Annotated in this window: 12 protein-coding genes; 9 read left to right on the top strand and 3 right to left on the bottom strand. The window is 69.5% G+C overall.

The window, feature by feature from the left end; translation table 11 throughout:
• Positions 1-16 precede the first annotated feature (16 nt).
• The 7 genes from cpaB to ACSQ1L_RS10540 are packed head-to-tail and all read left to right on the top strand — an operon-like array spanning position 17 to position 8,218.
• The gene (gene cpaB, locus ACSQ1L_RS10570; protein ID WP_435994704.1) at positions 17-934 is read left to right on the top strand and encodes a Flp pilus assembly protein CpaB; all 918 of its coding nucleotides are present in this window, start codon (positions 17-19) and stop codon (positions 932-934) included.
• Positions 931-2,361, top strand: a complete 1,431-nt coding sequence (locus ACSQ1L_RS10565) for a type II and III secretion system protein family protein (RefSeq protein ID WP_435994703.1) — start codon at positions 931-933, stop codon at positions 2,359-2,361. Before cpaB ends, ACSQ1L_RS10565 begins: the two co-directional genes overlap by 4 nt.
• Before the next feature lie 8 nt (positions 2,362-2,369).
• Positions 2,370-3,041 carry a CpaD family pilus assembly protein gene (locus ACSQ1L_RS10560; protein WP_435994702.1) on the top strand — a complete coding sequence of 224 codons (672 nt, stop codon included), beginning with the start codon at positions 2,370-2,372 and terminating at the stop codon, positions 3,039-3,041.
• A gap of 5 nt (positions 3,042-3,046) precedes the next feature.
• On the top strand, positions 3,047-4,618 hold the full coding sequence (locus ACSQ1L_RS10555) for an AAA family ATPase (RefSeq protein WP_435994701.1): 1,572 nt from the start codon (positions 3,047-3,049) through the stop codon (positions 4,616-4,618).
• 3 nt (positions 4,619-4,621) lie between these two features.
• On the top strand, positions 4,622-6,238 hold the full coding sequence (locus tag ACSQ1L_RS10550; protein WP_435994699.1) for a CpaF family protein: 1,617 nt from the start codon (positions 4,622-4,624) through the stop codon (positions 6,236-6,238).
• Between the two features lie 6 nt (positions 6,239-6,244).
• A complete protein-coding gene (locus ACSQ1L_RS10545; RefSeq protein WP_435994697.1) occupies positions 6,245-7,222 on the top strand; it encodes a type II secretion system F family protein in 978 nt (325 codons plus the stop codon).
• Between the two features lie 9 nt (positions 7,223-7,231).
• Positions 7,232-8,218: a type II secretion system F family protein gene (locus ACSQ1L_RS10540; protein ID WP_435994695.1), complete on the top strand. Its 987-nt coding sequence runs from the start codon at positions 7,232-7,234 to the stop codon at positions 8,216-8,218.
• Between the two features lie 30 nt (positions 8,219-8,248).
• On the opposite strand, the gene ACSQ1L_RS10535 is transcribed toward ACSQ1L_RS10540, so the two are convergent.
• Both ACSQ1L_RS10535 and ACSQ1L_RS10530 read right to left on the bottom strand, forming a co-directional pair.
• Positions 8,249-8,683 (bottom strand): SRPBCC family protein, encoded by a 435-nt coding sequence (locus tag ACSQ1L_RS10535; RefSeq protein WP_435994693.1) that lies wholly within the window; start codon positions 8,681-8,683, stop codon positions 8,249-8,251.
• A 43-nt stretch (positions 8,684-8,726) separates the two neighbouring features.
• Positions 8,727-10,028, bottom strand: coding sequence for an MFS transporter (locus tag ACSQ1L_RS10530; protein ID WP_435994691.1), 1,302 nt, complete (start codon positions 10,026-10,028; stop codon positions 8,727-8,729).
• A 144-nt stretch (positions 10,029-10,172) separates the two neighbouring features.
• Between ACSQ1L_RS10530 and ACSQ1L_RS10525 the strand changes: the two genes are divergently transcribed.
• A complete protein-coding gene (locus ACSQ1L_RS10525) occupies positions 10,173-11,483 on the top strand; it encodes an amidohydrolase (protein WP_435994689.1) in 1,311 nt (436 codons plus the stop codon).
• A gap of 83 nt (positions 11,484-11,566) precedes the next feature.
• Positions 11,567-11,704 carry a hypothetical protein gene (locus tag ACSQ1L_RS10520; RefSeq protein WP_435994688.1) on the top strand — a complete coding sequence of 46 codons (138 nt, stop codon included), beginning with the start codon at positions 11,567-11,569 and terminating at the stop codon, positions 11,702-11,704.
• Here the strand turns inward: ACSQ1L_RS10520 and dapE are convergent.
• Positions 11,701-12,861 carry a succinyl-diaminopimelate desuccinylase gene (gene dapE / locus ACSQ1L_RS10515; protein ID WP_435994686.1) on the bottom strand — a complete coding sequence of 387 codons (1,161 nt, stop codon included), beginning with the start codon at positions 12,859-12,861 and terminating at the stop codon, positions 11,701-11,703. The genes ACSQ1L_RS10520 and dapE overlap by 4 nt on opposite strands.
• Positions 12,862-12,903 lie beyond the last annotated feature (42 nt).

Genomic DNA, 12,903 nt, shown 5'->3' with positions numbered 1-12,903 from the left:
TTGCCGGAGACAGTCGATGAAGCCCGCCCGTATCATCGTGATCTGCGTCGCCGCCGTGGCCGCCATTGGGCTGGCCCTCGTCGTTCGCGCCATGGGATCGCCTTCAGGGGAACCGACCGCCGTCGCCACCGCCGCGCCCGTCGAGACCCGGCCCATGGCCAAGGTTCTGGTCGCCGCAAAGGACCTGCAGGCGGGTCGGCGGCTCGACGAGTCCGACCTGGAATGGAAGGACTGGCCCGTCGACGACGTCAATCCGGCGTTCATCACCGACGGCTCGGTGCCGATCCCCGCCGCCGGCGAGCCCGCGGCCGCCGAAAAGGCCGACGCCAAGCCCACGGGTGCGGTCGCCGCCGTAACCCGGGCCGCCGCCAATCTCGCAACGAGCGGGGCCAAGGCCGACTATGTCGGTTCGGTGGTGCGCGAACCCATTCTGGCCGGCGAACCTATCGTGATGCGCAAGATCGTCCGGGCCGGCGACAGCGGCTATATGGCGGCCTATCTGGAGCCGGGCATGCGCGCGATGGCCATCCGCGTCACGGTCGAGACCGCCGCCGGCGGCTTCATCCTTCCTGGCGACCGGGTCGACGTCGTGCTGACCCGCCAGAGCACGCTCGGCAACATGGCCGGGGCCGAGGGCGGCGCGTCCAAATTCAGTTCCAGCACGGTCATGCAGAACATCAAGGTTCTGGCCATCGACCAGTCGACGCGCGCCGGCGACGACGCGCAGACGGTGATCGGCGCGACGGCGACCCTCGAGGTCGGCCCGCGCGACGCCGAGGCCCTCGCCCTCGCCAAGTCGGAAGGCGAGCTGAGCCTCATCCTGCGCTCCTATGCCGACACCGGCGGCCCATCCGGCCGGGTGAACGCCCAACGCCAGTCCTCGGCCGTTCGCGTCTATCGCGGCGGCGCGCCCGAAGTGGTGGTCGTCCAATGAAGCACCCTCTGATGCGGCTCACGGCGGTCGCCGTCGCCGGCCTGCTAGCCGTCGCCCTGCCGCCCGCTTCACCCGTGCAGGCCCAGACCCGCGCCAACGTCTCCATGGGCGCGCAGTCGCAGCTGATCAGCTTGCCCCGCGGCTCTTCGATGGCCGTCGATCTGCCGGCTGACGCGCGGGACGTGATCGTGCCCAACCCGCTCGTGGCCGAGGCCATGCTGCATTCGCCGCGCCGGATCACCATCATCGGGCTTGCACCCGGCGAGACCGACGCCGTCGTGCTGGATAACGCCGGCCGCGCGATCCTGTCGTTGCGGATTCGCGTCGACGCCGGCGTGTCAGCGCTTCAGGACACGCTTAGCCGGATGATGCCGGGCTCGCAGGTCCACGCCGAGGCGGTCAACGACAGTGTCATTCTGACCGGACAGGTCAGCAGCCCCGGCGAGGCCGACCGCGCCGCCCAGGTCGCGCGCGCTTTCGTCTCGTCCTCCGACAAGGTCATCAACATGATGACCATCGCCGGCTCCGATCAGGTAATGGTCAAGGCTCGCGTCATCGAGGTGCAGCGCACCGCGATCAAGCAGCTGGGCCTGGACGTCACCGCCGTGCTGAACAGCGTCGGCGACGGCCTTTCCTTCGCCCAGGCCGCCACCTTCGGCGTGTCGGGCAGCCAGCTGGGCGGCGGCGTCCTCAACTACCTGGACAACAGCGGCGACGGCAACAGCCTGGACACCAGCCTGCGGGCCTTCGAACGCGCCGGCCTGGTGCGTATCCTGGCCGAGCCCAACCTGACCTCGGTCAACGGCGAGAACGCCGAGTTCCTGGCCGGCGGGGAATTCCCGGTCCCGGTCGGGCGCAGCGTGGACGCCAGCACCGGCCAGATGACGGTCGGCGTCGAGTTCAAGCCGTTCGGGGTGCGTCTGGCCTTCCGTCCGATCGTGCTGTCGGGCGGCCGCATCTCGTTACAGCTGTCGACCGAGGTTTCCGAGCTCACCACGGCAGGCTCCTTCACCCTGGGCGGCACCAACGACGATCCCCTGGTCATTCCCGCGCTGAACGTCCGCCGCGCCTCGAGCACCGTCGAACTGCCATCCGGCGGATCGATGATGATCGCCGGCCTGTTGCGCGAGGACACCCGCCAGAACATCGACCAGCTGCCGGGGATCGGCAGCCTGCCGGTGCTGGGCGCCCTGTTCCGCTCGCGCGACTATCTGTCGGGCGAGACCGAGCTGGTCATCATCATCGAGGCCTACATCGTCTCGCCGACCTCGCCCGGACGGCTGCAGACGCCCGCCGACGGCCTGATCATCGCCAATGACGCCCAGACCCTGCTGTTCGGCCAGTTAAACCAGCAATACCGCGGCTCCGCCGGCCCGGCGACGGACGACGCCGGCTGGACCGGCCCCGTCGGCTACGTGATCGAATGAGGTTCCCCGTGAAACCCGCCTCTGCAGCCATCGCCGTCCTCGCGCTCGGGCTCTCCGTCACGGGCTGCGCCTCGGTGTCGGGGAGCGAATCCACCACGCCCCTGACCCCGGTGTCGCGCTACTCGCTACAGGTCGAACCCGGTCTGGACCGGATCGCCCTCGCGGTTCACGACCAGGGCCTTTCGGACAACCAGCAGGCCGCGCTGCGCGATCTCGCCGCCCGCTACGACGCCTCGGGCCAGGGTTTCGTCCGCATCGAATCCCCGGCGGGCAACGACCCGGCGGCGGTCGAGCAGGCCTATTCCGCTCGCACCGCCCTGCAGGCCGCGGGAGTCCCGGTCGATCGCATCCAGATGGCCGCCTACGCCGCGCCCGACCCGAGGGCCCCGGTGCTGGTCGGCTTCGAGTCCCTGCGCGCCCACGTGCCCAACTGTTCCGCCGAGCCGCGCAGCATGGTCGGTCGCTTTTCCAATCAGAGTTCGGGGGGCTTCGGCTGCGCTATCATGGCCAATATGGCCGCGCAGATCGCCGATCCCCGCGACATCGTCGCCGCGCGCGCCATGACGCCCGCCGATTCCGGCCGCGCGGCGGTGGTGTTCGATAACTACCGCAGGGGCCAGGCCAGTTCGACCCCGCAGGAATCCCTCGTGAACGGCCAGATCTCACGGGCCGTGGAATAACCTGAATGACCAACGCCTTCGCCCCACGCCCGGTTGAGGACTTCGAGGACGAGTTCGATCTCGACATGGGTTATGTCGCCTCGGGTCCCGCCTCGGGCGTGCGCCCGGGCGATGATCTCGACGCGCCGTACGCCCCGGGCGGGGACGCGAGGGGCATCGACGACGAGGCGGCTCGCCCGCCGCTGCAGTTCACCACGCCGGCCGTCGCCGCCGCGCCCGCGGCTCGGGCCCATTCGGCCGAGCCGTTCGAAGGCCAGGTCCCGGTCGTGGCCGGCTTCAATCCGGTGGGCGATCTTGTCGCCGGGGCGTCGGCGGCCTTTTCCCCGCCCGCGCTCGGCGGGGGCGGTCCCGAGGTCTCGGTGCCGCGCATCGCCATCCACGTCTTCGCCGAGCGCCAGGACACCCTGGCGGCCGCCGAACGCGCCGGCCAGGACCGTCGCCTGTCGCGCGCCACCACCCAGATCCGCGTCGGCGGCGTGGCCGCGGCGGTCGAGGCCTACCAGCACGAACCGACCCCGCCGCTGATCATCGTCGAATGCCTGAAGGATCCGCAGACCCTGCTGTGGGAAGTCGACCAGCTGGCCGAGGTCTGCGACGCCGGCACCAAGGTGGTGGTGATCGGGGCGACCAACGACATCCTGCTGTTCCGGGAACTGATGCGGCGGGGGGTCAGCGAATATCTGGTCGCGCCGCTGCAGCCGCTGCAGCTGATCGCTGCCATCGGCGGCCTGTTCTCCGACCCGGCCCAGCCGTTCGTCGGCCGCTCGATCGCCTTCGTCGGAGCCCGCGGCGGCACCGGCTCCAGCTCCGTCGCGCACAATACCGCCTATGCGATGAGCGAGCGGATCGGCGCCAATACGGTGATCGTCGATTACGACCTGCCGTTCGGCACCGCCGGGCTCGACTTCAACCAGGACCCGCTGAACGGCGTCGCCGACGCCCTGAGCCAGCCGGATCGCCTCGACCCCGTGCTGCTGGACCGGATGATGGTCCGCTGCACCGACAAGCTGAGCCTGTTCGCCGCCCCCGCCACCCTCGACGTCGACTGGGACATTTCGCCGGAGGCCTTCGAGGAGGTCACCAACCAGATCCGCTCGACGGCGCCCTTCGTGGTTCTGGACCTGCCGCACCTGTGGTCGGGCTGGATGCGTCGCACCCTGATCGCCGCCGACGAAGTGGTGGTGGTCGCGACCCCCGATCTGGCCAGCCTGCGCAACGCCAAGAACATGATCGACCTGATCCGTCAGGGCCGCCCGAACGACGCTCCGCCCCGGTTGGTGTTGAACCAGGTCGGCGTCCCGGGGCGTCCGGAAATCCCGGCCAAGGAATTCGGCGCCGCCCTCGGCGTGCACCCCAGCCTGGTCATCCCCTTCGATCCGAAGGTGTTCGGCGCGGCCGCCAACAACGGCCAGATGATCCTCGACGCCGGCGCCAAGTCGAAGGCCGCCGACGCCTTCCAGATGCTGGCCCAGATCGTCTCGCGCCGTGAACTGCCGATGCTGGCCGGGCCGAAGGGCAAGGCGGGCAAGGGCGACGGCAGGTCGATGTTCTCCGGCCTGTTCAAAAAGAAGTCCTGAGGCGTGTTCGGCAAGCGCACAGGTCAGCCTGGAGCTCCCGCCGCGGCCCCGCGGCCGGCGCCGGCCGCCGCGCCCCCGCCGCCGCAACAGCCGGAACCGGGCGTTCAGACCCAGGCCTTCGCATTCGGCGGCGACGTCGCCGAACTGGAGCGGGAAGAGCGCGCCGCCGAATCCTACGCCGCCAAACCGTCATCCGAGGCCGCCGACCGCCTCGACGCGCTGGCGTCCCGGCCCAGGCCGGCCGCCGCCGCGGCCGCGACGCCCAAGAACGCCCCCGGTCCCAAGGCCACGCCGGGCTTCGAACAGCTCAAGAAGGCCCAGGCGGTGGCCGAGATCGTCCGGGAGCAGTCGGACTACTACCACGCCACCAAGACGACGATCTTCAACGCCCTGATGAACACCATCGACCTGGCCCAGCTGGCCGGGCTCGATCCCAAGGCGGCGGCGGAGGAGATCCGCGACATCGTCGCCGAGCTGGTGGCGATCAAGAACGTCTCGATGTCGGTGGCCGAGCAGGAGCACCTGGTCCAGGACATCGTCAACGACGTCCTCGGTTACGGCCCGCTGGAGCCGCTGCTGGCCCGCGACGACATCGCCGACATCATGGTCAACGGCGCCGGCCGGGTGTTCATCGAGGTCGGGGGCAAGGTCCAGCTGACCAACGTCCGCTTCCGCGACAACGCCCAGCTGATGAACATCTGCCAGCGGATCGTGTCCCAGGTCGGCCGCCGCGTCGACGAAAGCTCCCCGATCTGCGACGCCCGCCTGCCGGACGGCAGCCGCGTCAACGTCATCGCCCCGCCGCTGGCCATCGACGGCGCGACCCTGACGATCCGGAAGTTCAAGAAAGACAAGCTGACGATGAAGAACCTGGTGGAGTTCAACTCCATCAGTCCCGAGGGCGCCCGGGTGCTGGGCGTCATCGGCGCGTCGCGCTGCAACCTGGTCATCTCGGGCGGCACCGGCTCGGGCAAGACCACGCTGCTCAACACCCTGACGGCTTTCATCGACCCGACCGAGCGCGTCATCACCTGCGAGGACGCGGCCGAACTGCAGCTGCAGCAGCCGCATGTGGTGCGCCTGGAAACCCGCCCGCCGAACCTCGAGGGCCAGGGCCAGATCACCATGCGCGATCTGGTCAAGAACTGCCTGCGGATGCGTCCCGAGCGGATCATCGTCGGCGAGGTCCGCGGTCCCGAGGCTTTCGACCTGCTGCAGGCCATGAACACCGGCCACGACGGCTCGATGGGCACGCTGCACGCCAACTCGCCGCGCGAAGCCATCAGCCGGATGGAGTCGATGATCACCATGGGCGGCTACGGCCTGCCGTCCAAGACCATCCGCGAGATGATCGTCGGCTCGGTCGACGTCATCATCCAGGCGGCCCGCCTGCGCGACGGCTCGCGCCGCATCACCCACATCACCGAGGTGGTCGGGCTGGAAGGCGATGTCATCGTCACCCAGGACCTGGTCGTCTACGAGATCACCGGCGAGGACGAGAACGGCAAGATCGTCGGCCGCCACCGCTCAACCGGCATCGCCCGCCCCCGCTTCTGGGACCGCGCCCGCTACTACGGGCTCGAGCGCGAGCTGGCCGAAGCCCTCGACGCGGCGGAGTAGGCGGCGATGCTTCCCATCCTCGCGGCGGTTCTGGCCTTCATCACCATCGGCGGCCTGGGCTGGGCCTTCGTCGGCGGCGGCGATTCATCGGAGGCCGCGGTCAAGCGGGCGCAGAATTTCGGCAGCCCGAAACAAAACATGGCCGCCGCGCGCAAGGCGGCCGCGGCCAACACGCCCGAGGCGCGCCGCAAGCAGATCATGCAGCAGCTGCAGGAGTCGGAACGCGCCCAGCGCAAGGCCCGCGTCAGCCTCGCCGCCAAGCTGAAGCAGGCCGGCCTGGCGACCAGCGTCAAGACCTTCTGGATCATCAGCGCCGTGCTCGGCGTGATCGCCTTCCTCGGCCCGCTGGTGTTCGGCCTGAACCTGCTGATCGCCGTCGGCGCCGCCGTGATCTTCGGCCTCGGCCTGCCGCGCTGGGTGGTCGGCTTCCTCGGCAAGGGCCGGCGCAAGAAGTTCAGCAGCCATTTCGCCGACGCCGTCGACGTCATCGTCCGCGGCATCAAGTCCGGACTGCCGGTCCACGACTGCTTCAAGATCATCGCCCGCGAGAGCCCGGCTCCGCTGGGCGGCGAGTTCCAGACCCTGGTCGAGGGACTGGGCGTCGGCCTGACCCTGCAGCAGGCGCTGGAGAAGATGTACGAGCGCATGCCGACGCCGGAGCTGAAATTCTTCGCCATCGTCATCGGCATCCAGCAGAAGACCGGCGGCAACCTGGCGGAAGCGCTGGGCAACCTGTCGACCGTGCTGCGCGCCCGCAAGATGATGGGCGAGAAGATCAAGGCGCTATCATCCGAGGCGACCGCCTCCGCCGGCATCATCGGCTCGCTGCCGCCCGCCGTGATGGCGCTCGTCAGCGTCACCACCCCGGCCTACATGGGCAAGCTGTTCACCGATCCCCGCGGCCAGTTCATGCTGCTGATCGCGGTGATGATGATGTCGCTCGGCGTCTTCGTCATGAAGCGCATGATCTCGTTCAAGTTCTAGGGGAGCGGCGTGGGAGACATCATCGGCTTCGTCACCAATCTGCAGAACCTGCTCAGCATGGGCGTCGGCGTGCTGGTGTTCGCGACCCTGGTGACCCTGCTCAGCTCGTTCACCGGCGAGGCCAAGCTTGAAAACCGGATGAAGGCCGTGGCCGAGCGCCGCGAGGAACTGAAGCGCCGTTCGCGCCAGGCGATGGCGGCCCAGGGCGGCTCGCAGAACATCCGGCACAGCGACGAAGGCTTCAAAAAGCGCGTCGTCGAGCGGTTGAACCTGACCAAGCTGCTGGAAGACCCGAAGGTCGCGGACAAGATGGCCCAGGCCGGCTACCGGGGCCCCAAACCGCTGACCACCTTCTACTTCTTTCGCTTCTCCATGCCGTTCGTCATGCTGGCGCTCGCGGTCTTCTACGTCTTCGTCCTGAACGACTTCGGCCTGCCCGTGATGGTGCGGATCACCATCTGCATGGTGGCGGCGGTGATCGGCTTCTATGCGCCGAACATCTTCCTCGCCAACCGCATCTCCAAGCGCCGCACGTCGATCATGCAGGCCTTCCCCGATGCGCTGGACCTGTTGCTGATCTGCGTCGAGGCCGGCATGTCGATCGAGGCGGCGATCCAGAAGGTCAGCCAGGAGATCGGCGGCTCCTCGATCGACCTGGCCGAGGAACTGACCCTGCTGTCGGCCGAGTTGAGCTACCTGCCGGACCGGCGCCTGGCCTATGACGGACTGGCCAAGCGGACCAACCATCCGGGCGTCAAATCGGTCGCCACCGCCATGACGCAGGCCGAGACCTATGGCACCCCGCTGGGCTCGGCGCTCCGGACCATGGCCAAGGAAAACCGCGAGATGCGCCTGTCGGCCGCCGAGAAGAAGGCGGCCGCCCTGCCGGCCAAGCTGACCGTGCCGATGATCCTGTTCTTCCTGCCGGTGCTGTTCATCGTCATCCTGACCCCGGCCATCATCAACATCCAGGACACGATGGCGAAGGGCGGTTGACCTGGGTCAATCGCCGGCGCCGAACGGCGGCTAGGCCCGTTCAGCCGCCGTCTTCATCGCTTCCGCGACCGAGTCGACCGCCTCGCGCAGCGCCTTGCGGTGGCGATCGAAATGCATCTCGCCGCGCAGGCCGTTGAAGATGAAACCGTTGGCGAAGATGCAACTGCCAGGTTCGAGCTCGTCGATCTCGAAATAGCGCAGCGAGCTGAACCAAAGGCCGCGCTTCTCGGCCCAGACCAGCTGGGCATTGGGTTGCCAAGCGCCGACCCGGACGCTCGCCCTGCGCTCCGGCAGACCGATGATCGCCTCGGTCAGGGCGATGGAGCCGCCGTAGGCGATGGTTCCCTCGACCCCGGTCTCGACCGGATTCCAGCGGTTCCAGCCCGGCAGGTCGGCGAGGCTTTCCCAGATCCGGTCTGCCGGGGCGCGGACGCCGATGCGTTTCTCGATGCGGGCGGTTTCCATGACGCCGATCTGACACGGCTTTTCGACGCTGAAAAGGCCGGCGTCAGCGATTGCCCTCGGGGCCGGGTTGCGACGCGGGCGGCGTCTCCGGCGAAGGCGTCTCGTCGCGACCCGGCAGGTCCGGCGGTCCGGCCCGCAGGCGCGCGCTGCCGAAACACAGGGCCGTGGCGGCGGTCAGCAGCACGACGTTGGCGATGAAGGGCGCGGGTTCGAACAGTTCGTACAGCGCCACCCCGATCACCGGCGGGGCGAGGAAGCTGAGGCCGGCGAGGGACATCATCAGCCCGGCCACAGCTCCCTGCTCGAGCGGCCCGACCGACAGCGACGAGCCGGCCGTGAAGCCCGGGCGGGCGAAGCCGATGCCCATCGACACCACGGCGTAGCCGATGACCGCGCCGTAATAGCCCGGCGCGACGACGCTCATCAGGTTGCCGAGCAGGGCGAGGGCCGCGCCCCAGCGCATCAACTCGCGCGGCTGCAGCTTCAGCAACGGGATCAACCCCCATTGGGCCATCAGGGTGGCCGCGGCCCCGGCCAGCATGGCGATGCCGATGAAGGGCTGGGCCGCCCGGACCGCGATGCCCGTCCCCGCCAGTTCGTCGATGACGTGGAAGCCCAGCACCGAGATGTTGATCGCCTGGGCGCCGGTCGTCAGCAGGCCGTAGAGGAGATAGTCCCGCACCCGCGGGTCCTTCCACAGGCCCTTCCCGGCGTCGTCGCGGTGACCGCTTGCCGAAGGCTTGCGCAGCACCTCGCCGCTGGGCAGGCGTCGCCAGACCACGAACAGCACGACGAGGCCGAACAGGGCGAAGGCGTACATCGGCCCGGCCAGGCCGACGAGCGGCAGGACGAAGAAGGGCGCCAGCGCCGGACCGATCACGGTGCCGAGTCCCTGGGCCGAGGCCAGCAGCGACATGGCCTGGGTGCGTTGCTCCGGCGAGGTGCGATCCGCCACATAGGCCTGCGACGCGATCGGAGCCGCCGAGCCGAACACGCCATAGACGGTTCGCGCCATGGCCATCAGCACGAAGGCCACGCCGACGCCGAGCCAGCGTTCCAGTCCGGATGTCGCGGCCAGGCCGAAGCCGGCCATGGAAACGACGAAGCCGGACAGGCCGATCAGGATCACCTTCTTGCGTCCGATCCGGTCCGAGAGCCGCGCCCAGAACGGCGAGGCGAAGGTCCACATCAGGGCGGAAATGGCGAAGGCGCCGGCGACCAGGGTGTCCGACAGGCGGAACTCGCGCCCGATGGCCGGCAGCACCGACTGCAGGGCCATATTGCCCGCCGCGGCGATCAGGCTGACCGCGAAAAGGATGGCGAAGGCGGGCGAGCGGAGGTTCACGCCTCGAGCCTAGCCCGGCTTCGATGTGGCGTCATCACGGCTTTCGCCGCGCGACGGAAGCCCCCCGCGCATCGATCCAAAGCAGGTCCTTGCGCAAGAGCGGCGCCTCCGCGCACGGTGGCGTCATCATCGGGGGAAGCCGTCATGACCATCCGCAGCCTGCTCGCCGCCACCGCCGCCGCATTGGCGCTCGCCCTGCCGGCCGGGGCCGCGCACGCCCAGTCGGCCGAAACCGTCGCGGCCGCCATCGAGGCGGTGACGCCGCGGGTGGTCGCCTGGCGGCGTGACCTGCACGCCAATCCCGAACTGGGTTTCGCCGAGACGCGCACGGCCGCCGTGGTCGCCGAACACCTGCGCGGGCTGGGCCTGGAGGTGAGGACGGGCGTCGGCAAGACCGGCGTGGTCGGCGTGCTGCGCGGCGGACGACCCGGTCGCACCGTGGCGCTGAGGGCCGACATGGACGCCCTGCCGGTGCTGGAGGCGACCGGCCTGCCGTTCGCCTCGACCGCGACCGGGACCTACATGGGAGACACCGTGCCGGTGGCGCACGCCTGCGGCCACGACGCCCACGTCGCCATGCTGATGGGAGCGGCGGAGGTGCTGGCCGGCATGAAGGACCAGATCGCCGGGACGGTGGTGTTCGTCTTCCAGCCGGCCGAAGAGGGCGCGCCTCCGGGCGAGCCCAAGGGCGGAGCGGCGCTGATGATCGAGGAGGGCGCCCTGGCCGATCCGCGGCCCGAGGCGATCTTCGGCCTGCACGTGGTGCCCGGCCGTCCGGGGACGATATGGTACCGGCCGCGTGGCTTCATGGCGGCGTCCGACCGCGTCGACATCGTCCTGAACGGGCGGCAGACGCACGGGGCATGGCCGTGGAAGGGGGTCGACGTCATCTCCGCCTCGGCCGACGTGATCCAGACGATCAACAGCCTGACCGCCCGCACCGTAGACCCGACCTCGACGCCGACGGTGTTCACCATCGCGACGCTGGACGCGGGGGTGCGCTACAACATCATTCCGGACCAGGCGGCGCTGTCGGGCACGCTGCGCACCTTTGACATCGCCCAGCGCGACGACCTGGTGCGTCGGGCGGAGATCGCAGTCGGCAATGTGGCCGAGACCTACGGCGCCACCGCCGAGTTCGGCGTGCGCCAGAACGCGGCGCTGGTGTTCAACGACGAGGCGCTGTCGGCCTGGCTGGCGCCGGTGCTGGAGGAGGCGGCGGGCGAGGGGAACGTCAATCCCGGCGCGCCCCCGACGACGGTCGCCGAGGACTTCAGCTATCTGTCGCAGGAGGTCCCGGGCGTGTTCTATCACCTCGGAGCCAGCGCCGACGGGGTGGACCCGGCGACGTCACCGCCGAACCATTCGCCGGCGTTCGACGTCAACGAGGCGGTGCTGCCGGTCGGGGTGCGGGCTCATGTCCTGACGGCGCTGCGGTTCCTGGAGCGGCCCTGAGCCGGGCTGGGGCGGCAACCACGTTCCTCAACGTCCCGGCAACCATCGAGGCGCATCCTCGACGGGTTTTGCGGGAGTGCGCCATGAGAAGCCTGCCAGTCCAATTGCCGCCGATGACCCTGGAGCGCCGGGGCAGCGCCCGACGCGAGATCTTCTATTTCTTGGTCGCCTTCGCCGCCATGTTCGGCGGAGCCTTGCTGGCCATCGACCTGCTGCTCTAGGCCCGGTCGAAGAAGGTCGTGATGACGCGGCGGTAGACCTCCGCCAGCGCCTCGATCTCGGCCACGGGCGCGCGCTCGTCGACCTGGTGCATGGTCTGGCCGACGAGTCCCAATTCCAGCACCGGACACATCGAGCGGATGAAGCGGGCGTCCGAGGTGCCGCCGGTGGTCGAGGCCTCGGGGCGGCGGCCGACAGCGGCCTCGACCGCGTCCTGCACGCCGGTGACGAAGGGGCCCGGCTCGGTCAGGAAGGCGTTGCCCGAGCACAGGTGCTCCAGCTCGATGCGCAGGCCGCTCTCGGCCTGGGCCTCGCCGGCCGTGGCGTTGAGCCAGGCGATCAGCTCGTCGCCGGTGTGGGTCGGGTTGAAGCGGATGTTGAGCCGCGCCTTCGCCTCGGCCGGGATGACGTTGGTGGCCGGATTGCCGATGTCGATGGTGGTGATCTCGAGGTTCGACGGCTGGAAACCCTGGTAGCCGTCGTCGAGCCGGTGGTCGGCCAGCCGCGCCATCAGCCGCGCCATGACCGGGGCCGGATTGGCCGCCCGATCCGGATAGGCCACGTGCCCCTGCTTGCCGTGGACGGTGATCCAGCTGTTTAGCGAACCCCTCCGGCCGATCTTGATCGTGTCGCCCAGCGCGTGCTGCGAGGACGGCTCGCCGACCACGCAGGCGTCGATCACCTCGCCCTCGGCCATCAGGGTCTCGACCACCCGCTTGGTGCCGTGCAGGGCCGGGCCTTCCTCGTCGCCGGTGATCAGGAACGACAGCGAGCCGGGCGTGTCGCCCTCGGCCAGCACCCGGGAGACGGCGGCGATCCAGGCGGCGATGCCGCCTTTCATGTCGACCGCGCCGCGGCCGTAGAGGACGCCGTCGCGGACCTCGGCCTCGAAAGGCGCGGCGGACCAGGCGGCGGGGCTGCCGGTCGGGACCACGTCGGTGTGGCCGGCGAAGCAGAGGTTGGGCGAGGCCGTGCCGCGTCGGGCGTAGAGGTTCTCGATGTTCTCGAACTTCATCCGCCGGCAGTGGAAGCCGAGATCGGTGAGCCGGCGCTCGAGCATGTCCATCGCCCCCTCGTCGGCGGGCGTGACCGACGGTCGGCGGATCAGGTCGCGGGTCAGTTCGACAGGATCGATGACAGGATGTGATGCGGCGCTCATGGACCTGTGCTTTAGGGGGTTCGGACGATTGCGAGAAGGCTT

It is taken from the genome of Brevundimonas sp. LjRoot202 (assembly GCF_964253355.1).
Taxonomy (GTDB): domain Bacteria; phylum Pseudomonadota; class Alphaproteobacteria; order Caulobacterales; family Caulobacteraceae; genus Brevundimonas.
The sequence above is the reverse complement of the archived record's forward strand: the minus strand, read 5'-3'. Positions and strand labels throughout refer to the sequence as shown.

Excerpts from the sequence above, each read along its gene's own strand:
- cpaB (WP_435994704.1), top strand. The coding sequence starts at position 17 with ATGAAGCCCGCCCGTATCATCGTGATCTGCGTCGCCGCCGTGGCCGCC.
- ACSQ1L_RS10565 (WP_435994703.1), top strand. The coding sequence starts at position 931 with ATGAAGCACCCTCTGATGCGGCTCACGGCGGTCGCCGTCGCCGGCCTG.
- ACSQ1L_RS10555 (WP_435994701.1), top strand. The coding sequence starts at position 3,047 with ATGACCAACGCCTTCGCCCCACGCCCGGTTGAGGACTTCGAGGACGAG.
- ACSQ1L_RS10545 (WP_435994697.1), top strand. The coding sequence starts at position 6,245 with ATGCTTCCCATCCTCGCGGCGGTTCTGGCCTTCATCACCATCGGCGGC.
- ACSQ1L_RS10535 (WP_435994693.1), bottom strand. The coding sequence starts at position 8,683 with ATGGAAACCGCCCGCATCGAGAAACGCATCGGCGTCCGCGCCCCGGCA.
- ACSQ1L_RS10525 (WP_435994689.1), top strand. The coding sequence starts at position 10,173 with ATGACCATCCGCAGCCTGCTCGCCGCCACCGCCGCCGCATTGGCGCTC.
- ACSQ1L_RS10520 (WP_435994688.1), top strand. The coding sequence starts at position 11,567 with ATGAGAAGCCTGCCAGTCCAATTGCCGCCGATGACCCTGGAGCGCCGG.
- dapE (WP_435994686.1), bottom strand. The coding sequence starts at position 12,861 with ATGAGCGCCGCATCACATCCTGTCATCGATCCTGTCGAACTGACCCGC.